This is a genomic window from Kribbella sp. NPDC049174, assembly GCF_043197365.1.
GTDB lineage: Bacteria > Actinomycetota > Actinomycetes > Propionibacteriales > Kribbellaceae > Kribbella.
The window spans coordinates 230,180-254,414 of record NZ_JBICSZ010000006.1; the positions used below are offsets into that span (position 1 = coordinate 230,180).

The 24,235-nt window shown below is 68.1% G+C and carries 26 protein-coding genes; 15 read left to right on the top strand and 11 right to left on the bottom strand.

The window, feature by feature from the left end; all coding sequences use genetic code 11:
- Positions 1 to 144: 144 nt before the first annotated feature.
- The 5 genes from ACGFIF_RS28575 to ACGFIF_RS28595 form a co-directional block, all read right to left on the bottom strand.
- The gene (locus ACGFIF_RS28575) at positions 145 to 1,140 is read right to left on the bottom strand and encodes an ABC transporter ATP-binding protein (protein ID WP_393158669.1); all 996 of its coding nucleotides are present in this window, start codon (positions 1,138 to 1,140) and stop codon (positions 145 to 147) included.
- The gene (locus ACGFIF_RS28580) at positions 1,118 to 2,053 is read right to left on the bottom strand and encodes an ABC transporter permease (protein ID WP_393158670.1); all 936 of its coding nucleotides are present in this window, start codon (positions 2,051 to 2,053) and stop codon (positions 1,118 to 1,120) included. Before ACGFIF_RS28580 ends, ACGFIF_RS28575 begins: the two co-directional genes overlap by 23 nt.
- 4 nt (positions 2,054 to 2,057) lie before the next feature.
- Entirely contained in the window at positions 2,058 to 3,056 is a 999-nt protein-coding gene (locus ACGFIF_RS28585; RefSeq protein WP_393158672.1) for an ABC transporter permease, read from the bottom strand.
- A 37-nt stretch (positions 3,057 to 3,093) separates the two neighbouring features.
- On the bottom strand, positions 3,094 to 4,809 hold the full coding sequence (locus ACGFIF_RS28590) for an ABC transporter substrate-binding protein (RefSeq protein WP_393158674.1): 1,716 nt from the start codon (positions 4,807 to 4,809) through the stop codon (positions 3,094 to 3,096).
- 94 nt (positions 4,810 to 4,903) lie between these two features.
- Positions 4,904 to 5,824, bottom strand: a complete 921-nt coding sequence (locus ACGFIF_RS28595; protein ID WP_393158675.1) for an ROK family protein — start codon at positions 5,822 to 5,824, stop codon at positions 4,904 to 4,906.
- Between the two features lie 122 nt (positions 5,825 to 5,946).
- Here ACGFIF_RS28595 and ACGFIF_RS28600 point away from each other — a divergent pair, with 122 nt between their 5' ends.
- The 12 genes from ACGFIF_RS28600 to ACGFIF_RS28655 all read left to right on the top strand — a co-directional run bounded on the left by ACGFIF_RS28600 (position 5,947) and on the right by ACGFIF_RS28655 (position 15,061).
- Positions 5,947 to 7,191, top strand: coding sequence for an ROK family protein (locus ACGFIF_RS28600; RefSeq protein ID WP_393158676.1), 1,245 nt, complete (start codon positions 5,947 to 5,949; stop codon positions 7,189 to 7,191).
- A 25-nt stretch (positions 7,192 to 7,216) separates the two neighbouring features.
- Entirely contained in the window at positions 7,217 to 7,429 is a 213-nt protein-coding gene (locus tag ACGFIF_RS28605; protein WP_393158677.1) for a hypothetical protein, read from the top strand.
- Positions 7,430 to 7,546: 117 nt separating this feature from the next.
- Positions 7,547 to 7,798 carry a hypothetical protein gene (locus tag ACGFIF_RS28610; protein ID WP_393158678.1) on the top strand — a complete coding sequence of 84 codons (252 nt, stop codon included), beginning with the start codon at positions 7,547 to 7,549 and terminating at the stop codon, positions 7,796 to 7,798.
- A gap of 43 nt (positions 7,799 to 7,841) precedes the next feature.
- Positions 7,842 to 8,603 (top strand): carbohydrate deacetylase, encoded by a 762-nt coding sequence (locus ACGFIF_RS28615; RefSeq protein ID WP_393158680.1) that lies wholly within the window; start codon positions 7,842 to 7,844, stop codon positions 8,601 to 8,603.
- Between the two features lie 92 nt (positions 8,604 to 8,695).
- Complete coding sequence (locus ACGFIF_RS28620) at positions 8,696 to 9,184, top strand: MarR family winged helix-turn-helix transcriptional regulator (RefSeq protein ID WP_393158681.1); 489 nt, start codon at positions 8,696 to 8,698, stop codon at positions 9,182 to 9,184.
- 100 nt (positions 9,185 to 9,284) lie between these two features.
- A complete protein-coding gene (locus ACGFIF_RS28625; protein ID WP_393158683.1) occupies positions 9,285 to 9,548 on the top strand; it encodes a hypothetical protein in 264 nt (87 codons plus the stop codon).
- Between the two features lie 116 nt (positions 9,549 to 9,664).
- Positions 9,665 to 10,633, top strand: a complete 969-nt coding sequence (locus tag ACGFIF_RS28630; RefSeq protein WP_393158684.1) for a ring-cleaving dioxygenase — start codon at positions 9,665 to 9,667, stop codon at positions 10,631 to 10,633.
- Positions 10,630 to 11,253 (top strand): alpha/beta hydrolase, encoded by a 624-nt coding sequence (locus ACGFIF_RS28635; protein ID WP_393158685.1) that lies wholly within the window; start codon positions 10,630 to 10,632, stop codon positions 11,251 to 11,253. The genes ACGFIF_RS28630 and ACGFIF_RS28635 overlap by 4 nt, the downstream gene beginning before the upstream one ends.
- Positions 11,250 to 11,537, top strand: coding sequence for a hypothetical protein (locus tag ACGFIF_RS28640; protein WP_393158687.1), 288 nt, complete (start codon positions 11,250 to 11,252; stop codon positions 11,535 to 11,537). Before ACGFIF_RS28635 ends, ACGFIF_RS28640 begins: the two co-directional genes overlap by 4 nt.
- Positions 11,538 to 11,598: 61 nt before the next feature.
- Positions 11,599 to 12,780: a tyrosine-type recombinase/integrase gene (locus ACGFIF_RS28645; RefSeq protein ID WP_393158689.1), complete on the top strand. Its 1,182-nt coding sequence runs from the start codon at positions 11,599 to 11,601 to the stop codon at positions 12,778 to 12,780.
- Positions 12,777 to 14,513, top strand: coding sequence for a hypothetical protein (locus tag ACGFIF_RS28650; protein ID WP_393158690.1), 1,737 nt, complete (start codon positions 12,777 to 12,779; stop codon positions 14,511 to 14,513). Before ACGFIF_RS28645 ends, ACGFIF_RS28650 begins: the two co-directional genes overlap by 4 nt.
- 5 nt (positions 14,514 to 14,518) lie before the next feature.
- Positions 14,519 to 15,061 (top strand): tyrosine-type recombinase/integrase, encoded by a 543-nt coding sequence (locus tag ACGFIF_RS28655; RefSeq protein ID WP_393158691.1) that lies wholly within the window; start codon positions 14,519 to 14,521, stop codon positions 15,059 to 15,061.
- Positions 15,062 to 15,466: 405 nt separating this feature from the next.
- Here ACGFIF_RS28655 and ACGFIF_RS28660 read toward each other — a convergent pair whose 3' ends face one another.
- From ACGFIF_RS28660 to ACGFIF_RS28680, 5 genes are all read right to left on the bottom strand, one after another.
- Positions 15,467 to 16,309: an alpha/beta fold hydrolase gene (locus ACGFIF_RS28660; protein ID WP_393158692.1), complete on the bottom strand. Its 843-nt coding sequence runs from the start codon at positions 16,307 to 16,309 to the stop codon at positions 15,467 to 15,469.
- A gap of 107 nt (positions 16,310 to 16,416) precedes the next feature.
- Positions 16,417 to 17,232 (bottom strand): oxidoreductase, encoded by an 816-nt coding sequence (locus ACGFIF_RS28665; RefSeq protein ID WP_393158693.1) that lies wholly within the window; start codon positions 17,230 to 17,232, stop codon positions 16,417 to 16,419.
- A 322-nt stretch (positions 17,233 to 17,554) separates the two neighbouring features.
- Positions 17,555 to 18,562 carry an NAD(P)H-binding protein gene (locus ACGFIF_RS28670; RefSeq protein WP_393158695.1) on the bottom strand — a complete coding sequence of 336 codons (1,008 nt, stop codon included), beginning with the start codon at positions 18,560 to 18,562 and terminating at the stop codon, positions 17,555 to 17,557.
- 89 nt (positions 18,563 to 18,651) lie between these two features.
- On the bottom strand, positions 18,652 to 19,596 hold the full coding sequence (locus ACGFIF_RS28675; RefSeq protein WP_393158696.1) for an alpha/beta fold hydrolase: 945 nt from the start codon (positions 19,594 to 19,596) through the stop codon (positions 18,652 to 18,654).
- A 46-nt stretch (positions 19,597 to 19,642) separates the two neighbouring features.
- Complete coding sequence (locus ACGFIF_RS28680) at positions 19,643 to 20,653, bottom strand: NAD(P)/FAD-dependent oxidoreductase (protein ID WP_393158697.1); 1,011 nt, start codon at positions 20,651 to 20,653, stop codon at positions 19,643 to 19,645.
- A 168-nt stretch (positions 20,654 to 20,821) separates the two neighbouring features.
- Here ACGFIF_RS28680 and ACGFIF_RS28685 point away from each other — a divergent pair, with 168 nt between their 5' ends.
- The 3 genes from ACGFIF_RS28685 (at position 20,822) to ACGFIF_RS28695 (ending at position 23,676) form a co-directional block, all read left to right on the top strand.
- Positions 20,822 to 21,445 (top strand): TetR/AcrR family transcriptional regulator, encoded by a 624-nt coding sequence (locus ACGFIF_RS28685; protein ID WP_393158698.1) that lies wholly within the window; start codon positions 20,822 to 20,824, stop codon positions 21,443 to 21,445.
- A 36-nt stretch (positions 21,446 to 21,481) separates the two neighbouring features.
- The gene (locus ACGFIF_RS28690) at positions 21,482 to 21,715 is read left to right on the top strand and encodes a hypothetical protein (protein WP_393158700.1); all 234 of its coding nucleotides are present in this window, start codon (positions 21,482 to 21,484) and stop codon (positions 21,713 to 21,715) included.
- Positions 21,716 to 22,032: 317 nt separating this feature from the next.
- Positions 22,033 to 23,676 carry an FAD-dependent oxidoreductase gene (locus ACGFIF_RS28695; protein WP_393158702.1) on the top strand — a complete coding sequence of 548 codons (1,644 nt, stop codon included), beginning with the start codon at positions 22,033 to 22,035 and terminating at the stop codon, positions 23,674 to 23,676.
- Here the strand turns inward: ACGFIF_RS28695 and ACGFIF_RS28700 are convergent.
- Complete coding sequence (locus tag ACGFIF_RS28700; RefSeq protein WP_393158704.1) at positions 23,591 to 24,142, bottom strand: hypothetical protein; 552 nt, start codon at positions 24,140 to 24,142, stop codon at positions 23,591 to 23,593. The genes ACGFIF_RS28695 and ACGFIF_RS28700 overlap by 86 nt on opposite strands.
- Between the last annotated feature and the right edge of the window lie 93 nt (positions 24,143 to 24,235).

Sequence of the window (24,235 nt, forward strand, 5' to 3'; positions counted from 1 at the left end):
AGCGACGAGGGAAGGCCGGGAGCAACAGCCCCATGACCCGCCGCGCCGGAGGCGTGGCATTCAACACAGCGACTGCAGTGACGAGGGAAGGCCGGGAGCCAGGGCCCCATGACCCGCCGCGCCGGAGGCGTGGCATCTGTACAGTCATGAGGTCGCCTCACGCACGGGTTCGGCCGATTGCGTCTGGCCCGGGGCATGGAGCAGGCAGCGGGCCTGCACCGATCCGACCTGATAGAGCTCGGGCTCCACCTTGGGACAGTCGGCGAAGGCCTCCGGGCAGCGGGGGTGGAAACGGCAGCCGGCCGGCGGGTCGGCGAGGTTGGGCGGGCTGCCGGGGATACCCGTCAGCGGGACCTTCGGTCCGCGAATCGACGGGAACGCATCGAGCAGGCCCTTGCTGTACGGATGCGCCGGATGGTCGAAGACCGCACGCGTGGCGCCGAGCTCGACCGTCTGGCCGGCGTACATCACCACGAGCTGGTCGGAGAAGTGGCTGATCAGCGACATGTCGTGGGTGACGAAGACGACCGCGAAGCCGAGCCGCTGCTGCAGCTCCTTGATCTGCACCATCAGGGATCGTTGCGCCACCACGTCGAGGGCCGATGTCGGCTCGTCCATGATGATCAGGTCGGGGGTGAACAGCAGGGCCATCGCGATCATGGCCCGTTGCCGCATCCCGCCACTGAGCTGGTGCGGGTAGCTCTTGAGGTGGATCGGGTCGATGCCGACCAGGCGCAGTACCTCGGCCGGGCGGTCGTCGGTGACGGGTTCGTCGTGCGCCATGATCGCGTCCCGGAACTGACTGCCGATGCTCTTCACCGGGTTCAGGGCGTTCATCGCGCTCTGCATCACCACGGAGAAGTCCCGCCAGCGCAGGGCGGCCAGCTTCTTCTCGCTCATGGCGACGAGGTTCTGGCCCTGGAACCGCACGGTTCCACCGGTGATGGCAGCCGGCGGACTCAGCAGCTGCGCGATGGCGAACAACAGCGTCGATTTGCCGCAGCCGGACTCGCCGACCACGCCGACGAACTCACCGGGACGTACGTCGAGATCCACCGCGTCGACCGCGACGACCGGACGATCGCCGGTGTCGTACTCGACGGTGAGATCACGGACCTCAAGAATGGGCTGACTTGACACGTCGCCTCCGAACCGGCCGCAGCGCGGGGTTGCTGATCTCGTCGAACGCGTAGTTGAGCAGGGCGAAGGAGACACCGAGCAGGGCGACCGCCAGACCCGGCGACAGGGCCCACGCGGGCAGACCGTTCACCAGCGCGCCCTGGTTCTGCGCCCAGTAGAGCATCGTGCCCCAGCTCAGCGAGTTGGGGTCGCCGAGTCCGAGGAACTGCAGGCCGGCGGCGGTCAGGACGGCGTACAGCGCGGCACCGAGGAAGTTCGCGACGATCAGGGAGATCATCGTCGGCAGCACCTCGACCACGATGATGTACGACCGGCGTTCACCCCGGACCCGGGCCGACTCGAGGAAGTCACGGTTGCGCAGGGACAGCGCCTGCGCGCGCATCTGCCGGGCGCCGTACGACCAGCCGGTGACGATCAGCACGATGATGATCACGGTCAGATTGCCCTTACCGGCGTACGTCGCCAGCACGATGATCAGCGGGAACGTCGGCAGCACCAGGAAGACATCGGTCATCATCGACAGCGCGTCGTCGGCGACACCGCCGAGGTAGGCGGCCGAGACGCCGATGATGACCGACAGGAAGGTGGCGCCGAGACCCGCGACGACCGCGATGATCAGCGACTCCCGCGTGCTGTAGATCAGTTCGGCGTACACGTCCTGGCCGAGGCCGGTGGTGCCGAGCCAGTGCTCGCTCGACGGATGTGCCAGCGGCGTGTCGCCGATCGCCCGGGGATCGCCCTCGAGCCACGGGACGAAGAGCTTCGGGAACGCGGCAAGGAGAACGAAGAGCAGCAGCAGACCCGCACCGAGCATGGCCTTGCGGTTGTGCAGGATGGCCCGAAGCAGGCCGCCGCGCGGGCGACGGCTCGCACTCGGTGCGGGCGCGGCAGTGCCGGCGACAATCGCGCTCATTGGTCTACCCCTTCGTCCGGGCGCGCGGGTCGAGCAGGAACACCGCGAAGTCGCAGAGTAGGACGCAGATCAGCACAGCCAGCGTCACCAGCAGGAACAACGCCTGCAGGGTCGGATAGTCCGTACTCACCGTGGCGTTGTAGAACATGTAGCCCAGGCCGGGATAGTTGAAGACGTACTCGACCAGGATCGTGCCGGAGATGACGAAACCAAGTGACATCGCGAAACCGGACAGGTTGGGCAGGAAGGCGTTGCGGCCCGCGTAGCCGAACATGATGCGCCGGTTCGGGATGCCCTTGGCCCGGGCCATCCGGACGTAGTCCTCGGCCAGTGTGGTCACCATGTTGTTGCGCATGGTCAGGATCCAGCCGCCGACGGCGGTGATCAGGATCGTGCCGGCCGGCAGGATGCCGTGCTCGATCACGCTCCCGATGAACGCCGCGTTGAACCCCGGCGTCAGCCCGTGGTCGTAGTTGAAGTCGTTGGGCAGGACCGGATTGTTGCCGATCGCAAACAAAGAGATCAGCAGCAGCGCCACCCAGAAGTAGGGGAGTGCCGAGGTGACGATGAAGACCGGCGGCACGATCCCGTCGATCAGCCCGCCGCGCCGCCAGCCGGCGATCGTGCCGATCAGCGTGCCGAGGACGAACGCCAGGACGGTCGCGATGCCGACCAGGCCCAGCGTCCACGGCAACGCGTCGCCGATCAGCGTGGTCACCGGGACGCCGAGGCTGCTGCCGATCGACACGCCCCAGTGCCCGGTGACCATCGCCTTCAGGTACTCGCCGTACTGGAGCACGATGTTCTTGTCCGGATCGAAGCCGAACTCGGCCAGCACCGTGCGCAGCTGCTCCGGCGAGACCACTGAGCCGCCTTTGCTGAACCGTTCCCGCAGCGCCTGCTCGGGACTTCCGGGCATCATCCGCGGGATGAAGAAGTTCAGCGTCATCGCCGCCCAGAGAGTGAGCGCGAAGAAGCCGAGACGACGAATCAGGTACCGCACGGCGACCAACTCCTCGCGCTCACTCCCATGGCAACTACTACTTCTGCGCCGACTTCGAGTACAGGTTCGCCACGACCTGTCCGACGTCGGGGATGTTGTACGGCGCCGGCTGGGCGTAGGGGTTCTCCTGCGTCGGCCAGCCGCCGATGTCCTTGGTGTTGTACTGGTACCAGTTGACCGACTCGGTGGTCGGGATGATCGGCACGTCCTTGATCATGAATCCCGAGATCTGCTTGATCAGCTTGACCTGAGTGTCCGGGTCGGCACTCGCGTACTGGTCGAACAGCTTGTCCACGTCGGGGTTGACGTAGCGCTCGTAGTTGCTGCTCGCCTGCTGGCCGATCGGCGCACTGTTCTTCGAGTACAGCAGTTGCCGCAGCTCGTAGTACGGCGTGGGGCCGCCGGACTGGCTGGAGTAGGCCAGGTCGTAGTCACCGGTGAAGAGCTTCTGGTTGTACGACTGCTGCTGCAGGTCCGAGATGGTCAGCTCGATGCCGACCGCCGCAAGCTGCTGCTTGACGACCGCCAGCGAGGCGTCCCAGTCGGTGTAGCCGGTGACCGTGATGACGGTGAGCTTGAGCGGGTTGGACGACGAGTAGCCCGCGCTCTCCAGCAGTTGCTTGGCCTTGTCCGGGTTCGGCTTGTCGTAGCCGGCGGCGGTCAGCGCGTCCTTGTCGAAGTACCTGTCGAAGGTCGGCGTGACGACGCCGCTCTGGTTCGCGGCCGGCTGGTAGCCGCTCTCACCGATCTTGGAGATCTGCTCCCGGTCGATCGCGTAGGCGATCGCCTGCCGGACCGCCAGGGTGCTGGTCGCCTTGTGCGACGGGTCGAGGTTCGGGACGATCGCCACGTTCGCGGTCGGCGGGAACCAGTAGTTGTTGTCGGGGGACTTCGCCTTGTAGAACTGCTCGATGTTCGGGATGTACTGGCCGCCCCACTGCGCCTTGCCGCTCTGCAGATCGAGGTTGGCCGGGTTGTTGTCCAGGTACGCCGGGTACTGGATCTTCTCCAGATACGGCTTGCCCGGCTGCCAGTAGGTGCCGTTGGCAACGTAGCTGATGACGTTGCTGGTGCAGGACGCGACCGTGAACGGCCCGGTGCCGACCGGCTTCGGGTTCGCCCAGGTGGCCGGCTTGGCCGCCGCCTCACCGGCGGACCAGATGTGCTTGGGCACGATGCCGACCTGGTTCGCGAAGTTGAAGAAGTACGGCTCGGCGGGTGCCTTGAACTTGAGCGTGACCTTGTCACCGGCCGCGGTGACACTGGTCAGGCCTGCGCCGGTCCACAGCGAGTACAGGTCGAGGGCCGGCTGCTGCTTCATCAGGTTGAACGTGTAGGCCACGTCGTCGGCGCTGAACGGCTGCCCGTCGCTCCACTTCACACCCGAGCGGATGGTGAAGACGATCGAGTCCTTCTTCGGCGACCAGCTGAAGCCGGTGGCCAGCATCGGCGTGGCGCCGCCGTCCTTCAGCACGTTGACGAAGGTCAGCGGTTCGTAGACGAAGCCGAGTGCCACCTGGTTGACCGACGGGTTGAACGGGTTGAACTGGCACGGCCAGGTCTGCCCGCCCACGTTGGCGATCGTGACGGTGCCACCCTTCTTGAACTCTCCCGAGCCCTGGTTGCCGCTGCCGGCCGAGGCCGGGGGATTGCTCGACGCGGCGTCCCCGACCGGCTTGCTGCCGCCACCACATCCTGCGGCCAGTACGCCGATCGCCACCGCGGTGACGGCGATACGCTTGATGCCCCTCATCGTCCCTGCCTTTCACTCCTCGAACTCCGGGTCTTCGCCGTACGGCGGATGGCCCGGACGACTGGTTGGCGGGCTCGTGGGTGGCACGAGCCGGTCATGCGAACGCCTCCTCACCGAGGACGACGCCGGCGGCCTCGACGGCCAGGGCCAGTGCCCCGACCAGCGGCGCCTCCGGAAAACGGGCCACCGTCAGCTCCGGTGGGAAGGGGACCGCCGCGTCGAGTGCCCGGCGCAGCCCGGGAGCGATCCGGTCCCAGGAGCCGACCAGTCCGCCGCCGACGACGATCCGGACCGGGTCGACGGCGATGGACAGGTTGACGACATGCATCGCCAGTTCGCGGTTGAACTCGTCGGTGAGTTCCGGCCGTTCCTCGGTCAGCGCGAAGGCCTCGGCCGCCGTCACCGGTCGCCCCAACCGGGCGCGGGCGGTGGACTCGAGCGCCTGGCCGCTGACGACGTCCTCCAGGATCGTGCGCTCAGGTTGATCGATCCATACGTCCGCGGCGGTGCGCAGGTTGTAGCCGATCTCACCGGAGGCACCGTGCGCCCCGGCGATCACGGTGCCGCCGGCAACGATCGCCGCCGCCAGACCGGTGCCGAGATTGAGGTAGATGCCCGGATCGCAGCCGGCCAGCGCACCCCACCGCAGTTCCGCGGCGGCGGCGGCCTTCACGTCGGTACCGAGCCGGACCGGGACGCCCGGGAACGCGCCCCGGACCAGGTGTCCGAAGGCGATCTCGCCCCAGCCCGGAAAGGTCGGCGCGAGCTCGACGCGATCGTCGTACGGAATGCCGAGGGTGGCCGCGCCCACCGCCGCGAGTTCGTGCCCGGGCGCGACCGACGCCAGCAGGTCGCTGGCCGCGGCCAGGCCGCGAGCCATGGCGGCGTCGGCTCCGGCCTCGGCCATACTGTCGATGGTGGTGGCGCCGAGACGCCGGCCGGACAGATCGCCGACCGCGACGGCGATCTTCGTCCCGCCGAAGTCGAGGCCGAGTACGACCGGCGAACGAGTCATGGACTGGCACCTCCACGTGCCGACCAATAGAATCGTTAGGAAACTAACTTAACAATCCCGTCGGCACAAGGCCTGATTGTGACGGCAGTTTTAAGAATTCGCGACACAGGGGGGAGATCGACGTGACAGTCGTCGGCGGGGGTGCCTCCGGGGCCCGACCACAGCTGATCCGCGCGATCAACGAGCAGGTCCTGCTGGACCACATCCGGCGGTCCGGGCCGGTGTCGAGGACCGAGCTGGCCAGTCTCACCGGTCTGTCGAAGCCGACCGTCTCCGCGGCGCTGGGCACCATCGAGCGCGTCGGGCTCGTGCACGCGACGGGGCAGCGGACCGGCCTCCCCGGTCCGGCCGCACAGCTGTACGGCGTCCGGCCGGAAGCAGGGTTCGTCCTCGCGCTGGACGTGGGACACGAGTTCCTGCGCGGGGCGGTCGCGGATCTGGCCGGCACCACGCGCAGCCGGCTGAGTGTGCGGACCAAGGCCGTGGATGCGACGGGCCGGATCCAGGAACTCGCGGATCTCGCGGCGACCCTCGTGGCTGAGGCCGGCATCGACGCATCGCAGCTCACCCAGACCGTGATCGGAAGCCCCGGTGTCTACGACCGCAAGCGGGACACCCTGACGCTGACCGGGCGCCTGTCCGGCTGGGACTCGCCGGCTGTGCTGCCGGCCCTGCGTGAGCGGTTCGGGGCCACACTGCTGATCGAGAACGACGTGGATGCGGCCGCGCTGGCCGAACGGGTGCACGGTCACGGTCGCGACGTCGACAGCTTCGCGTTCGTGTCCGTCGGCACCGGTATCGGGATGGGCCTCGTGCTCGACGGCAAGCTCCGGCACGGTTCTCACGGTGTCGCCGGCGAGATCAGCTACCTGCCGTTCGCCGAAGGCAGCGGCAGCGATGTACGGGACGCCCGCAAACGCGGGAGCTTCGACGCGTCGGCCTCAGCCGCGGCCGTGGTCCGAGCCGCCAAGCGGGCCGGAGTGCGGGGTGCGTCGTCGGCCGAGAAGGTGTTCGCGGCCGCTGCGCGCGGCGATGCGGTCGCCGCCGAGGTGGTGGCCGAAGAGGCGCTGCTCGTGGCCAAGGCGGTGTGCACCGTCATCACGGTCGTCGACCCCGACCTGATCGTGCTGGGCGGCGGCATCGGTCAGGCGCCGGGTTTCCTCAAGGCCGTCGTCGACCAGTTGCGGGTGCTGGCACCGGTGCTGCCGGAAGTGAAGGCGACCGTGCTCGGCACCGAGACCGTCGTGGCCGGATGTATCGCCGCCGGCCTCGACCAGGCCTGGCAACATCTCATCGCCGGGATATCTCCCTCCTCGACCCGGGGCGAGGCCGATCGGATGGCCGGGCAGTTGCCAACAGCACCTTAGACCGTCGGTCGACGGTGGGCCCGCCGTGTGCGAGGGTGCGCCGTACGGCAGATCGAGCGGGCCCGGGCAGCCGCGGGTGCTGATCCGGACCGGGGCACCGATCGCGGACGTCGCGCACGATCTCGGGTACTACGACCAATCACACCTCGCGCGATCGCTGGATCGCTTCATCGGGCACACCGCCACCGCCTTGCGCGACGGGACGTCAGGCCAGCGGTCCCTTCTGTACAAGACCTGACCGCGGGGGCGGACGTAGCGTCCCGATGACGCCGAACGTGATCAGGAGGCCACAGGTGCGCAAGGTTGTGCTGGCGATGATGACCACACTCAACGGGCGGCTGGACGCTCCGGACGAGTGGGTGACCGGACTGAGCGAGGACCACTACCGGGAGATCGACCATGGCTACGCCAGTGGCGCGAAGCTCGCCAGACTCTGGTCCGCCTCGGTCTCGTCGACGAGTACCGGTTCTTCGTGTACCCGGCGTACTCACCGGGCGCCACCTGGTACGGCGAGCTCGAGACCCAGCAGACCCTCGAACTGATCGGCTCCACCGCCTTCGAGAGCGGCGCAGTAGCGCTGTACTACAAGCCGACCGCATCGACCTGAGGTACGGTCGTCATCGGTTCGTTCGCTGATCACAGGAGTGCGCGTGGCTGGTGACATCAGGCTGATCGTTCAAGGTGACGACTTCGGTATGTGTCATGCCGTCAATGTCGGCACGATGCAGGCGTTTCAGGACGGGATCCTGACGCAGACGTCCACGATGGCCGCGTGCCCGTGGTTCACCGAGGCCGCGGCGCTGGCGCGCGAGTCCGGGATCCCGCTCGGCGTCCATCAGACCCTGACCTGCGAATGGGACTTCCTGCGCTGGCGGCCGCTGACCGACGGTCCCTCGCTCGTGGGGGGTGACGGAACGTTCCTCCGGACGGTCGCCGAGGCCCGGGCGTCGATCACCCATGACGACGCAGCACGCGAGCTGTCCGCTCAGGTGGCGAAGTTCGCCGCGGAAGGGCTCGATATTCACTACCTGGACGTCCACATGGGCGAGAGCGCGCCGGATGTGTACGCCGAGATCTCAGCGGCCGCCGGCAAGCCGTACATCTACGGCCCGGTGGAGTCGCAGCGGTTCGCCTCGATCGAGATCCTGAGCGACCGGGACGCGGACACCAAGAAGCCCTGGATGGACGCCTACATCGCCGGCCTGACTCCGGGTGTGCACCTGTTGGTCACGCACTGCGCCGTCGCGGAACCTGAACTCGCCGCGATGCACGCACCCGGCACCGAGACCTACCGATGGGCCGAGGAGTACCGGCTCTCGGATCAGGCCATCGTGACCGACCCCGAGATCCGCAAGGCGATCGAGGAGCGGGGCATCGAGCTGGTCTCGATGCGCAACGCCTTCACCGACTGACAAGTCGTACGGCGGACGCTCACTCTCAGGGCACCTGCGCTAGATTTGTGTACTAACGATTAGTGCCAGATGCGCGTCTCGTGGAGGTGCCCTTGAGTGACGACGGCGGCAACGCCAACCCGCTGGACCTGGAGAACCAGGTCTGCTTCGCCCTGGCGGTTGCCTCGCGGAGCGTGATCGCGGTCTATCGCCCGCTGCTGGAGCCGCTCGGGCTGACCCACCCGCAGTACCTGGTGATGCTGGCGCTGTGGCAGTACGCGCCGCTGTCGGTCAAGGAGCTGAGCCGGCTGCTGCAACTGGAGCCCGCCACCTTGTCGCCGCTGCTGAAACGCCTCGAGGCAAGCGGTTACGTCGAACGTCCCCGCGCGAGAGGGGATGAGCGTTCGCTTGCGGTCACTCTCACTCCGGCGGGATGGCGGCTGCGCAGTGAAGCCGAGAAGATCCCCGGGACGATCGTCAGTCGCCTGGGCATGGAACTGTCCGAACTCCAGCACCTCCACCAGGTGCTCACCCGGGTCATCGGTGCCGCGAACGAGGCCAACGGCTTCCGTCGGCCGGTACCGGGAGAACTGTCGACCTGACGGGGTGGTCAGCATCACGCTCGGAGGACAGTTAGGGCACTAAGCATTCGCGTACTATTGAGGTATGACGAGCAGGTCCAACAGACGTCGTAGAGCCCCCATGAGGATCGAAACGGTCCAGCGATGGGTCGCCTCCGCAATCTTGTTCCACGTCGGCAGCGTCCCCGCCGTCACTCTGGCCGTGTACAGCATCGGCGTCGCGGAGACCGACTACGGCAAAGGCGTCGGCTTGTGGTTCATGTCCGGCGTCATCGGCCTCCTGACTGTCGCCGGCATTCTGGCCATCTTCCAGCGCTCGCTGCTGTCACCCTGGCTCATCGCCGGCGCCCTTCCCACCGCGATCACCGGCTTCTACGTCCTGTGACTCCTGTCGTCCCCGGATTGGCACCGCTGCCCGTGGTCGCGAGCGACGGACGGTCGTAATGTCGGGGAGGGGCGGCCGACGTCGTCCCCGGTCTGCCGACTGGGAGGGGACGAGCGATGGTCGACTCGGTCGCACCACACGGGCTGCACCACGTCACTGCGATTGCGGAGGATCCGCAGCGCAACGTCGACTTCTACACCACGGTGCTGGGGTTGCGCCTGGTCAAGCGAACCGTCAACTTCGACGCTCCGGACACCTATCACCTGTACTACGGTGACTCCTCGGGCCGGCCCTCGACCCTGTTGACGTTCTTCCCCTGGCCGGGAGCCCCGAACGGCAGGCAGGGCACCGGCCTCACGACAGCCACCGCATTCAGCATCCCGCCGGAATCCCTCGGCTGGTGGCAGCAGCGCCTCCAGAGCCTCGGCGTCGACGCGGACGAGCCGGTCGCTAGCTCCGACGAGGAGGTACTGCGGCTGCGCGACCCCGACGGCCTCGTGATCGAGCTGGTCGCGTCGGACGGTGACAGCCGATCCGGCTGGGACGGCGTCGCCGCCATACCGTTCGACAACGCGATCCGCGGCCTCTTCTCGGTCACCATGACGGAGCAGTTGCTGGACCCGACGGCCGAGATGCTCGCGGGCATGCTGGGGATGCAGCACGGCCAGGACACCACCGATGGGTCGCGGTTCGTGATGTCCGGCGGAACCGACGGGACGGCGGTAGACGTCCGGCCGAGCAAGGCGAGGCGCGGACTCCAGGCGGCCGGAACGGTCCACCACATCGCCTTCCGAGCACCTGACCGCGAGACCCAGGCGAAGTGGCGCCTCGAGTTACTCGAGGCCGGCGTACAGGTCACCGAGATCCTCGACCGGCAGTACTTCACCTCCATCTACTTCCGCGAACCGGGCGGCGTGCTGCTGGAGATCGCGACCGACCAGCCCGGCTTCACCGTGGACGAACCGCTGCTGGAACTCGGCCAGCACCTGAAGCTGCCGCCCTGGCTCGAACCGAACCGCGAGCAGATCCAGGGCGCGTTGCCAACTCTGCGCGTGCCACCGCCCCCGGACGAAGTCGACAGATGAGCGAGGACCCGCTCCGGCGGCCGCACGTCTGGCAACCGGGTACTTCCGCGCCACCGCTTCTGTTGCTGCACGGCACCGGCGGCGACGAGCACGACCTCCTCGTACTGCGGGAGCACCTGGCGCCGGACGCACCCGTTCTGTCGCCGCGGGGGACCGTGTCGGAGCAGGGGATGGCCCGGTTCTTCCGCAGACTCCGGGAGGGCGTGTTCGACGAGGAGGACCTTCGGCTCCGCGCCGACGAGCTCGCTGCTTTCCTCACCGCCGCCGAGGAGAAGTACGACGTGGCCGCCGGTTCCTGGATGGCGGTCGGCTTCTCCAACGGAGCCAACATGGCGTCCGCCTTGCTCCTACGCCACCCCGAGTCACTCGCCGGCGCGGTACTGCTGGCCGCGATGGTGCCCTTCGCCGCCGACGAGCCGTCGGACCACGCCCTCGCCGGCAAACGGGTGCTCATCGTCAACGGCGACAGCGACCCGATGGCCACGCCCGACCAGACCAGCAGACTGACCGAGCAACTCCGCCGCCGGGACGCCGCCGTCGAACTGCTCCCGTTCAACGGCGGCCACACCATCGACCCCAACCAGCTACCCCAGATCAGGAAGTTCATCGCCGCGGGGTGAGCTCGTCAGGGCTGGGAACGGGGCCCGTGCTCGGTGTCGACGTACAGGCCGTTCGGGTGGGCGGGGGATTCGGCCCGGGCCGCGCGAGACTTCTCGCGGGCCTCGGCTTCGGACCTGGCGACGTCCACGCCGGCTTCGCGAGCGCCCATGGCGACGGCGTCGTACGCCTTGGCCGCGCAGGTGCGCGCCGCGTCGTACTGGTGGTTGCGCAGGTTCGTCGCGGCCAGACCGAGGTACAGATCGGCTCGAAGCAGGTCGTCGTACGCGCGGACCGCTCCGGCTAGTTGACTGAACTCTTCGGGTACCGATTGGCGTGATCGGTACCGGACTGGAGAGGGTGTGTCGGTGGAGGGTGTCGTATTGGGCCGAGTCGTTGAGTTCGAGCAGGGACTGCCGTGGCGCGTGGTGTTTCCGGACATTGAGCATGCGGGGGCGTCGGGCTATCTCCGTGAGTTGGCCGTCTCGGACTGCTCGCCGGCGACACTGCGCAGCTACGCCTACGACCTGCTGCGGTGGTTCCGGTTCCTGCACGACCGCTGGACGGCGTGGGAGCGTGCTGAACGGTCCGACGTGCGCGAGTTGGTGGAGCTGTTGCGTGAGGCACCGGTTCCGCAGCGGCTGAATCGCCGTCGGGATGTGTCGCCGCCGGGGTCGGTGAATCCGGTCACGGGCAAGGCGACGCTCGGTTCGACGTACGCCGCGCGGACCATTAACCATCAGCTGAGCGTTCTGTTCGGCTTCTACGAGTGGGCCTGTGCGTCGGGGCTCGGGCCGCTGATGAACCCTGTGCCCGCCCAGCGGAGCCGCGCGACGGGCGGGCGGTTGAACGCCCACCATAACCCGATGGACAGCTTCGCAATCCATCAGCGGGCAACGTACCGACAGAAGACACCGCGGCCGGTGTGGCGGGCGATTCCTGACGATGCAGCTGACGCGCTGTTCGGCGCAATGCGCAGTCACCGCGACCGGGCGCTGGTGTCGTTCTGGCTGTCGAGCGGTGCCCGCGCGTCCGAGCTGCTCGGCCTGTGTCACGGTACCGACCTTGATGCGGGGGCGAACACGATCACGGTGGTCAGCAAGGGTAGCCGTTTGCGGGAGACGATCCCGGCGAGTGTGGATTCGTTCGTGTCGCTGGCGCTGTATCTGCAACGGGAACGCCCGCCGATCGAGCACGGCGGACCGGTGTGGTGGACCCGGCAGGGCACGCGGCGGCCGCTGACCTACCACGCGGCGCGCGCTGTGCTGCAGCGCGCGAACGCCGCGTTGGGGTCGAACTGGACGCTGCACGATCTGCGGCACACGGCGGCGGCGCGGTTGCTGGCGGATCCGGCGTTCACACTGTTCGACGTGCAGACGATCCTTCGCCATGCCAGCGTCTCGACCATGCAGATCTACAGCCAGCCACGGCTGGAGGACTTGGTCGCGAAGGTGCTGGAGCATCATGCACGGCCGCGGCCCGCGGGTCCGGTCATTGAGCCTGTCTACGACGAGGCTGCGGTGCGCGAGCTGCTGGGGCTGCGCGAATGACCCAATTGCCTGCCAGCGGTTCGCATCTGGCGACTGGTCCTCGCGCGGCCGCGCGAATCCAGGCGGCCCGCACCCGGGCGGCATCAGGCCCGAGATCGAGACCGCTGTCGCCGCCGGCCGTGGTCGCGCCGGACGGGTTGTTTGGGGCGAACGGCCGGCTGCGGCCGCACCGCGCCTACGACAGCGGTCTCGAACCGCCGATGCTGCTACCCGACGCAGCGGGGGCGCAGGTCCAGCACCTCGGTTTGGACGAGAGGATCGAGGCCACCTTGGAGAAGGTGCTGGGCATCTTCCCAAGCCGCAAAGCAACTTCGACCGGTTTCCGGCGGATCTTGGGTTGGCTGCACCAGTTCGGCGGCGAGACGTGGGAGCAGCGGTGGCTGGCCAGCGGCGCCGACCTCGCTCCGAGAGCCTGGCGTTCAGCGGTGACACCTCGGACGCCGGAGTCCTCGCTGGCTCAGGGAGTGAACGCGTTGATGGTGGCGCGGGTGCTGCGCCCGTCGTACGGCTGGCAGCTGGCCACTGGGGCGGGCGCCTACCTTCCGCAGCGGATGCTCGGTGTCAACGACGCGGATCAGCTGCAGCGGCTGCGGGCGTTGCCCGCCTACCGATCGGCGCTGCTGCGCCATCAATACGACGCGGAAGCGTGCTTGTCGCGGGTGCTGATCCGAACCGGCAAGCGAATCGAGGAGTTACAGGGCGAGGATCTGCTGTTCTACGCCGACGTCGTGCGCACGTCGGGCCGCAGCCGGCGCGAGCATCTGGCCTGGGAGCTGCTGGTCGCGCTTGGCCCGTTCGCGGGTGAACCGCTCACCCTGCGGGCGGCCTGGTCGGCCAAAGGTAACTCCCGCCAGCACTCCGTGCAGACCTTGGTCGACCGCTACGGCGTCCCGGCTAGCGGCGTGCGGGACCTGCTGGTCGACTACCTCAGCGAGCTCAAGCCGTCGATGGACTACGGCACGCTGGAAGGGTGGGCCTACCGGTTGGTGCGGCTCTTCTGGTGGGAGGTGCTGCAGATCAACCCCGCCCAGACCGACCTGCGGCTCACACCACAGGTCGCGGCCGAGTGGCGCCAACGGCTCTCGGTGACCATCGACGGACAGCCCCGTCGCGAGATCCACTCCACGCTGTTCGCTGTCCGCGGGATGTATCGCGACCTGGCGGAGTGGTCGCACGACGAGCCAGCCCGCTGGGGGCCGTGGGTCGCGCCGGCTCCGGTGTCGCGGCACGAGTCCAAGAGCGCCTCGAAGGCGAAGCGCCGTCAGCAGTCGCGGATGCAGAACCGCACCAGGGCGCTGACGCCGTTGCTGCCGAGGTTGGTCGCGGAAGCGTTGCGGCGCCGGGACTGGTCGGCCCGGCTGCTCGCTGCGGCCCAGCAGGCCACCCACGGGCAGCGGTTCGTGGTCGACGGCTCGGAGTTCGAGCTCCATCAGCCGCCGCCGCGCCGCTACGAGCGAGACCGGCCGAGCCTGATGCGAGCCCGGATCGTCGCAGCCGCCCCGGACATGCCGCTGCTCGGCGTCAACCGGCACGGCCTGGCCGACATCACCGCGGCCGAGGCAGACGGGTTCTGGGCGTGGGCCGTCATCGAGACGCTGCGCCTGACCGGGATCCGGGTCGAGGAGCTGCTCGAGCTCACCCAACTGTCGCTGCGCCACTACACCGCCGCCTCAACCGGGACGCTGGTGCCGCTACTGCACATCGTGCCGAGCAAGACGACGCCGAGCGGCTGATACCCATGACGCCGGAGCTGGTGACAGTGCTTGTCGCGGTCCAGCGCCGCGCGAAAGGAAACGGAGACCGGATACCGCTGTCGGTGCGCTACGACCCGCACGAGAAGGTGCACGGCCAGCCGTTCCCGCACCTGTTCGTCCGCCGCATCGGCACCCGCAACGAAGTGCTGTCACCGTCGGTGGCGCGGCGGCTCATCATCGCCGTCGCCGCCTCGGCCGGGCTCCAGGACGGCGGGGAGCCGATCTACTTCACGCCGCATGACTTCCGGCGACTGTTCACCACTGAGATGGTCTCCAGTGGCCTGCCGCTGCACATCGCGGCCACCCTGCTCGGCCACCTCAGCCTCGACACCACACGCGGCTACACCGCGGTCTTCCCCGAGGAAGTCGTCGCAGCGCATCAGCACTTCATCGAACGCCGCCGCGCCACTCGGCCGGGCAGCGAGCTCCGGCCGGCGACCGGCGAGGAGTGGGCCGAGTTCGAGGGGCACTTCTTGCTGCGCAAGGTCGCTCTCGGTGAGTGTCACCGCCCCTACGGCACGCCTTGAATCCACGAGCACGCCTGCATCCGGTGCCGATTCCTTCGGGTCGACCCCGCCCAGTTGCCGCGCATCGATGAGATGACCGCCAACGCCGAACAGCGGCTCGCTGAGGCCAAGGATCGAGCATGGCTTGGTGAGGTCGCGGCGCTTGAGGAGTCGCTCAGGCACCTGGGACAGCGACGAAGCGAGGCACAGCGCGACCGGCATTCGGCAAGCTCACCAGGATCTCTTGTTTGATGCTTGAGCGCCCCATCGAGCGGTATTCGGACACCCTCCAGGCACTCGACGTGGGTTGCATTGCTGGTTGCCGGGCGGAGATCCGCCCCGTCCCGCCGTCCGCGACAACGCCATGTCAGAGTCCGCCCGGCGCCGCCCATCCTGGTGGTCTCGCGGCGAGGGTCGAGTGATCCGCTACTGGGCCCATGCCGCGATCCGTTCCGCGATCGCCTCGGGGGCTTCGATGTGCAGGAAGTGACCGACGTCGGGGACGACCTCCATCGCGTGCGGGGCGGCGAACCGATGTCGGTCGTCGACCTGCGGGGGGAGGAAGCAGCCGTCGTCGGCACCGTAAAGCTGCAGCAGGGGCACCGCGATCGGTTGAGACAGGCGGCGCGTCGCCCCAAGCATGCCGGGTCGCAGCATCGCACGGTAGTACTTCAGAGGCGCGGGCATGCTCGCCCGCAGGTGCTCGTGTAGCTCCGCCTGGAGAGCTGGATCGAGCGAGAGGCTGGGCGACCACTGACGCCAGAGGCGGTCGATGAAGGCGAGATCGCGGGCGGTGGCAATCCAGCCGCTTCCCGGCAGTTGAAACAGCCCCATGTACCAGATCCGGCGTAGCTGAGCGAGGCGCGGCCGGCTCAGGAGGGTGATTGGGTGGGGGACTGCGAGCGTGACCGCGCGTTCGATCCGCTCCGGCGCGGTGGCGCAGGCATCGTAGGTGATCAGGGCGCCCCAGTCGTGGCCGATCAACTCCACGGCTCGCCCGGGAGACCAGCGGTCGATCAGTGCGAGCACGTCGCTGGTGAGGGATGCGAAGTCGAACGGCCCCGCGGTCGGGGACGGCGCGTAACCGCGAAGCCAGGGTGCGACGACGTGACGTCCGCGGCGGCCGAGCTCGGCGAGGAAGGGCTTGGCGGTTGGCGGATGGTCCGGGAAGCCGTGCAGGACGAGCGTCGGTTGACCATTGGGATCACCACCCTGCAGCGCGTGAAAGGTGCCGTGTGGCAGGTCGAAGGTGACGTGTTCGAATTCCATGGGTGTCAGCCTTCCCAAGAGTGGCCGGACGAGAGATGCCGATGCTGGCTTCGGTGTCTCTGGTGTTGGACATGTGCGTCTCCTCAGGCGCCGGGTGTACTGCGGGGTCAGCCGGCCAGTCGGTTGAGCTTGCGGATTTGTCTGTCAAAGGCGCGCGAGGGCACGATCCGGCGCAGGAGGCTGACGCGTGCGGCCATCGAGCCGGCGGTGTACCGGAGCTTGGGCTTGGAATCGGTGGCGGCCGCGACGATCACCTTCGCGACAACGTCCGGGTCGTCGGCGTTGCGCAGGGCCGTGGCCAGCACGTCTCGGGAGACCTCCCGCTGCGCGGCGTAGACCGGCAGGGGCGAGTCGGGTGCCATGCTGCTCGCCTCGAAACTCGTGCTTGTGTAGGCCGGCTCGACCAGCAGCATCCGGACGCCGTGCTCGCGAAGCTCGTGGTCGACGGACTCGGAGTAGCCCTCGACCGCGTGCTTGGTGGCGGCGTAGACGGCCATGAAGGGGGCTGGGATCAGACCGAGTACCGAGGCGACGTTGACCACGCGGCCACTGCCCTGGGCGCGCAGGTGGGGCAGCACTGCGTTTGTCATCCGAATCAGACCGAAGACATTGATGTCGAAGACCTCCTTGGCCTGGTTGATCGAGCTCTCCTCGCCAGCGCCGACCGCGCCCACGCCTGCATTGTTGACCAGGACATCGATCCGGCCGAACCGCTCGATCACCTCCTCGACCAGGGAGCGGACCGACTCGTCGCTGGCCACGTCGAGATCGAGGAACGTCACGCCGGCGAGCGGCTCGGCGTTCGCCGCGTTACGGCTCGTGCCGACCACCGCGAAACCCGCGCCCACGAGGGCGAGCGCTGCCGCCCGCCCGATCCCGGACGAGGCGCCCGTCACGAGGGCCACTGGGGAAGCTATCTGCATGTTGGTTCCTTCGGTTTGTGGGCCTGACTTTGTCGTGGGAGTGCGGGTCGCCTGTGCTCAGGCCGACACAGTCCGCACCGGGTCGGTCCGGGTCGGTCCGCGTCCTCAAAGGACGAAGGCCACGAGGCCGAGCAGGTCTTGAGCTATGGAAGGGTCTTCGGGCCCGGCCTGGCCGTCGGCCAGGTGCACCCCGGCCACGGCATCGCACTCGTCCAGGTCAAAGCCGTGGGTGAAGGAGGTCAGGTCCTCGGTCGGCTGACGGAACAGAAAAGATCCGCCTGCTGAAGACTCAGAGGTGGCGTCATGTTCTGCTGCGGAGCGCTCAGTGGCTCGGAGCAACCGCCAGCTCGCGCAGGCGCGTATTGTTCTGCAGCGCCCACCGCATGGTCCGCGGTGGGCGCCCGAGCAGGGTCTCCAGTTGGTCGGTGACCACGTCGTACCGCCCGCCGGCGATCAGCCTGGTCTGGATCTTCAGGTGCTCAGCCACGTGCCGGGCCGTAGCCGGGTCGCCCAGGGCCTCCTGCAGGACGGTCTCGTCAATGAAGGCCTCGTTCCAGGCCTCCACTTCCTCAGGAATGTAGGCGACCTGGCGTCCCAGCACGGCTGCGTAGTCGTCAGCGAACCCGTACATGTCCTTCAGCTCCGGGCCGGTGAGCTCGTAGGACTTCGAGATGTGCGGTGCGGGGTCGACCAGCATCTTCACGCACACCTCTGCCAGGTCGTGAACGGCGATGGGCGCGAGCCGCTGGCTGCCGAAGGGCAGGCGCAGTTCACCGTTGCTCAGCGGGCCCAGTAGCATCCAGGTCAGATGGGGGTTCTCGGCGAACAGGGTCGCACGCACGTTGATGGTCGGAAGGCCGGACCAGTCCAGCACCCGCTCGCAGACCCAGTGCGCCCGCTGCTGCGGTGACCAGTCCGTGACCAGTCCGCCGAGCCAGGAACGCCGCTCCTCATCCGGTGTGGTCATCTTCTCGAGCGTCATGTACGACTGCTCGTAGTTGGACAGGTGCACGAAGGCCTCGATGTCGCCCTGGTCTCGCGCCGCCGTGGCCATCAAGGTGAGGGCATCGGCGTAGTACGGCTGCGGGCTCATGCTGAAGAAGATGCGCCGGACACCCTTCAGCGCGGCGGCCACGTCCGCGAGTTTGAGCAGGTCGCCGACGAAGACCTCGGCCCCGGCCTCGCGCAGCGACTGCGCGCGCTCGTCGTCCCGTCGCACGAACGCGCGCACCGGGTGGCCCTGTTCGAGCATCATGTCGACCATCACCCTGCTCACGCCACCGACTTGGCCGCCGGCGCCGGTGATCAGGATGGGATTGCGTTCCGTCATTGGGGTGTTCTCCATCTGGTTGGGGTGGGTCGGCCGTTCAGGAAGCCGAGGACTCCGCACGCGCACAGCCGCCCGTTCGACATTGCGGGTCAGGTGCGCGCGGGCGTCGTCTGCAGGAACAGGTCGAGCAGCGCCAGCAGCGTCTCGGGAGCGTCCTCGGTCGGGAAGTGGCCGGCGCTGGGGATCTCGACCACGGGGGCGTCGGGGTAAGCCAGATGGAACGACGGGATCACGTACTCGGGCAGCAGTGCGGTGTCCCGCATCCCGACCGCCAGCATCGCCGGCACGGCTCGCAGCGCGGCGACGGCTTCCATGGGCGGCGGGCCGGGCGGCGGGCCCTGCGGGCCCTCCAGGGCCTGCCGGGGGAAGGCGATGACACCGCGGCACTCCGCCGGGGTCGGGAAGGGGCTGGAGTACGCGCGGATCCAGGTCGGCGTGGCGATCTCCGGTCGGGCGACATGCTGCAGGTCGATCATCAGGTGGGCGATGGTGTGACCCGCGTTTCCGAGGATCTGCTCGAACGAACCGTCCGAGAGCGCCGACTGGGCCCACTGGAACCACCGGCTCTCGGCGCCGTTGGTCTTCATGAGAGGGGCGATTTCGTCTGCGAGGGGCATCACGGTGTTCGTGGCGAAGATCCGGGAGATCCGGTCGGGGTGACGCAGCGCGAACCCGGTGCCGATGGGGCCGCCCCAGTCACGGAGAACCAGGGTGATGTCGGTGAGGTCGAGCGTGTCGACGAGCAGCGATTCGAGATTGAGGATGTGTTCACCCGCGTCGTACGTGCGGTCCTGCGGTGTCTCGCTCTTGCCGAAGCCCATGTGGTCGGGAACGATCACGCGATGGTGACGTGACAGTGGCCCGATCAGGTGGCGCCACTCGTAGCCCCACGTGGGCTCGCCGTGCAGCATGACGATCGTCTGATCGGGCCGTTCTGGGCCCTCGTCGACGTAGTGCTGGCGGAAGCCGGCCGCCTCGTTGAAGCGGGCGGGATACGGCCACGTGCCGTCGAACGTCTCTTCAGCAGCAATCATGGGATCTCGTGCCTTTCGGGGAGTGGGTGGTTTCGAGCCGTCGCGTTCAGAAATCAGATGTCGGACTCGGTCCAGCCGCGTGCAGGGCCGCGTCGGTGTCCGCGATGGCCAGCATCCTGTTGATGTCGGCGCCGGCCAGGGCGCCGGCCGCCGCGGAGGCCCCGACCTGGGCGGTCAGATCGGTGACGTTGCCGGCCACCCACACACCCGGCACCTCGGTGATGCCGGCCATGCCGGAAGCGAACACGCGGCCCTTCGGCAGGTCCTGCACCGGCAGGCGCAGACCTTCCAGGCCGTGGGCGCGAATCTGCAACTGCGCGAGGACCGCGAGGACGCGGCGGGCCACGACCTGGCCGTCGGCCAGGCGCACCCCGGCGAGGGCACCGTTCTCGTCGTTGACGACCTCGGTGATCGGGGTGTCGATGATGCGGATGCCGCGGGCGGCGAAGCGGGCGCGGTTGTCCTCGTCCAGGTCAGTGCCGTGGGTGAAGTAGGTCAGGTCCTCGGTCAGCTGACGGAACAGAAACGCGTGGTCGATGGAGACCGGGCCGGTGGCGAGGATACCGATGGGCTCGTCGCGCACCTCCCAGCCGTGGCAGTACGGGCAGTGCAGCACGCTGTGCCCCCAATGCTCGGCGAGCCCGGGCACTTCCGGCAGCACGTCCGTGAGGCCGGTGGCCACCAGGATGCGGCGGGCGGTGATGCTGCGGCCGTCGGCCAGGGTGACGGTGAACCGCAGATCCCCCTCCGGCGACGGGGCGGCAGGCTCGGCCGCGACCACCTCGCCGTGGACGACGCGTCCGCCGTACTGGCGCACCTGCTCTCTGCCCCGTCGGAGGATCTCGGACGGCGGGGTGCCGTCCAGGGCGAGGAGGCCGTGCACGGCCTCCGCGGGCGCGTTGCGCGGGGCGCCGCTGTCGATCACGACGACCGAGCGGCGGGAGCGGGCGAGGATCAGTGCACCGTTCAGCCCCGCGGCGCCCCCGCCGATCACGACCGCGTCGACGGTCCCCTCAGCCAGTGCGTCGCTCGCGTACGGAGCAGTCGTCACAGCCATGGCCTCCTGCCTTTCCTTATCAGTCATCGTTCGGTCAACCCTTCGAGTTCTCGATGGTTGGAGGGCCCTGCCCGGCGAGCTCAGAATGGTTGTGTACTGAACTGTCAGAAACGTAGATGGTTCTGTACTGAATTGTCAAATACGGCAGGTCGGCCCTACCTTCTATGTATGGCGAGACCACGAAGCTTCGACCGCGACCACGTCCTCCATGCCGCCGAGCGGCAGTTCCGCACCACGGGCTACAACGGCACAAGCGTCGACGACATCAGCGCCGCCACCGGCCTGGGCCGCGGCAGCCTCTATGCCACGTTCGACGGCAAGCACGGCGTGCTGCTGCAGGCGATGGCCGGGTACTTCGCCCGGCTGGGGCAGGGTGCGCCGCAGATGCTCGCCGGACCGGACGAGGGCGCTCTGGAACGACTGCACGGGTACTTGCTCCGCGCCGTCCACGGGGTGCCACTCGCCGCCGACGTACCCCCCGCCCCTGACCGGGCGACGGCGACCTGCTTCGCCGCCAAGATGGCCATGGAGATCGGCGCCTCCGACCCCGAGGTGCAACGCCTGGCCAACGACTGCTTCTCCGTGGTCGCAATGGCGGTGGCCGAGTGTGTGCGAGCGGCGCAGCGCAACGGCGACATCGACCCCGACGCGGATCCCGACGACCTCGCGTACCTTCTGGTGACCATCATCCGCGGGACCGATGTCGTAGGCGCGTACGGCCACAGTCCCGCCCGCCTGACCTCGATTGCAGAAAGCGCGTTCGCCTTGCTGCCTCGCCCGCGCCACCGCTGAGAACGGCACGGCCGGATCTCGTTGTGGAGGCCTCTGATGCGGACCCCCACAGGCGGTCAGTTGGTCAGCATCAAAGCCTCGCTACAACAGGCCTTCCACACCGACGTCCGCCGCGGCGTACTCCTCGAACCAGCGCTGCGCCTCGGGCGGGTCAGCGGCTACATGTCGGCGACAGCAAGAACGTCGAAGGCCAGGAAGGAGACCGTTGGGAGGCCCTCCGGCGCTGGCGGTTTGCCGCGTTGTGCCAACCGCGATGCGACCACCAAGTAGACCAGCGACGGCACGCCGAACCGAGTGTTGGCAGATCGGTCGCGCGGTCCGCGACTGACTGCCTCCGCCCGCCCGTGAATTGTGCCGAGGACCTCATTCGAACCTCAGTGAACACGCGGATGCGGTCAGTGGACGAGCGACGCGCCGAGCTCAGGTGGCAACGACCCTGAAGGACATCCTGGAGCGCACCGGCGGCCGCTACGACCTGCAGACGATGTGCGAGGCGGGAGGGCACCCCGAACCTCACCCTGCAGCCGAGCGTTCCAGAATAGTGATCAGCTCAGCCGAGCAAGCCGTCAGCCAGGCGAAGGAGACCCATGAGCAGCATCCCGGTTCCCGACGAGATGACCCACTACTCGTCGCGACAACGGGACGAGGTCGACGAGCTGTCATGGCCGGTCTTGAGCGAGCACCTTCTGAGCCTGCTCCGATCGGGCGGTGAAGAGCTGCGCCCCGAACCCGGCGAGGTGTTGTGGGACGCCGGAGACCCGTACGACCTGTACCTCGTGCTCGCAGGAGGGCTGCTCCTGGTCGATCGTCGGGAGGACCGGGTCGTCTTCGTCGTGGAGCAAGGCGACTTCGTGGGCGAGCTGGGCATGTTCATGGGCCAGCGATCCTTCTTCCAGGGTGTCGCCAAGGAGGGGACCGTGGTTCTCAAGGTGCCCATCGAGGAGCTGCGGCGGCTCGTGGAGATCTCGGCCGAGCTGAGCGACGTCGTGCTGTCCGCACTCGACGCCCGACGGCTCTACCTGACGAGGATGGGCGAGGGCGGCCTCGTCCTCGCTGGAGACGACGACCGTGATCTGCACCGGCTCCAGGATTTCGCTGGACGCAACCGGCTCCCCTACCGGACCGTGCTGCGCTCGGACCCCACGGCGTGGGCCGAGCTGGCGAAGACGACGGCGTTGCCCGCGTCGGGTACGGCCGTGGTCGCCGGCGACCAAAGGGTCATGACCGCGCCGACCACGCGCGATCTCGCCAGCGCGCTCGGGATCGACTTCTGGGGCATTGCCGACAACACTCGATGCGACATGCTCGTGATCGGGGCCGGACCAGCGGGCCTGGCGGCCGCGGTCTTCGGGGCATCCGAGGGCCTCGACGTGGTTGTCGTGGAAGACGTTGCTATCGGGGGCCAAGCGGGCAGTTCCTCGCGGATCGAGAACTATCTCGGCTTTCCACGAGGCGTGTCCGGGACCGAGCTGGCGCGGGCAGCGATGATGCAGGCCGTCAAGTTCGGAACCCGGCTGGTCTCGCCCCGATCCGTCACGGGGTTGACCCAGACGGCTTCAGGCTTCCGCGTCCGCCTCGACGACCAGCACGACATCGACGCGAGCGCCGTGATCATTGCCAGTGGGGCTCAATATCGACGTCTGGACGTGCCCGGGCTGGCCGACCTCGAGGGGCGGGGCGTCTACTACGCGGCGAGCGACCTTGAGGCCAAGGTCGTCTCGGACCGGAACGCCGTGGTTGTCGGGGGCGCCAACTCGGCCGGACAAGCCGCTCTGTTCCTGACACGGCACGCCGCTCACGTCCACATCCTGATCCGGCGGGACGATCTGCGAGAGACGATGTCGGCCTACCTCGCGCAGCGTCTGACCCACCATGAGCGCGTCACCGTCCACCCCCGTGCGGAGCTCTCCGCGGTCAGTGGAGCGACGCGGCTGACAGGTGTGACGTGGCGAGACCACGCCCACGAGGCCACTGTCCGACTCGACGCCGCCGGTCTCTTTTTGATGATCGGCGCGGATCCACGCACCAACTGGCTGCATGGAGCAGGTGTGGAGCTCGACGGCAAGGGCTTCGTCGTGACGCGGGAGGGGTTCAATGCGTCGTTGCCCGGGTTGTTCGCCGTGGGCGACGTACGCGCCGGATCGGTCAAACGAGTTGCCTCGGCCGTCGGCGAAGGCTCAGTGGTGGTCTCCGCTGTCCACGCCCACCTCGCCGACGCGAGTCGGTCCTGACATCACAAGCATCGCGCGCCTGCCAGCATCGCGGGCTCACCATCCAGCAAATCCCGCTCGTGGGCGTGCTACCGGTGCGCTTGACAGGTTCAGTGAAGGGGGCGGCGAGTGCCTCGGCGGCGAGATCGTTCGCGGCCTGGTTGAGTGCGGCCGTCCGGAACCGGTCCAGGTTGTCGTGGTCGAACTGGCTGAAGTCCCAGTTGAGGTCGATGTAGCTCATCATCGTGTTCGACTGGTCGCCGAGCCAGGCGAAGAAGGTCGGGCCGGGCGGGGCGAACAGCTCACCGGTCGCGCCGTCGTAGCCGTCGTGCGGGTGCGCCAGCCCGATGTGGTGCCCGACCTCGTAGTTGAAGATCGGCAACTCGTGGTCGACCTTGCCCTGGTCGTCCTGGGTCCGGGCCAGTTCGCGCTGGTTCTGCAGGTAGAAGTTCGCGAACGGCTCCAGACCTTCTAAGAACCGCGACACCGAGTGCGGAACTGGGCAACCGGCTCGGTCATGACTTGGGCCTGCGGGTCAGGAGTGTTCTGCAGGAGGAGAGCAACAGCCTGGTCTCCTGCC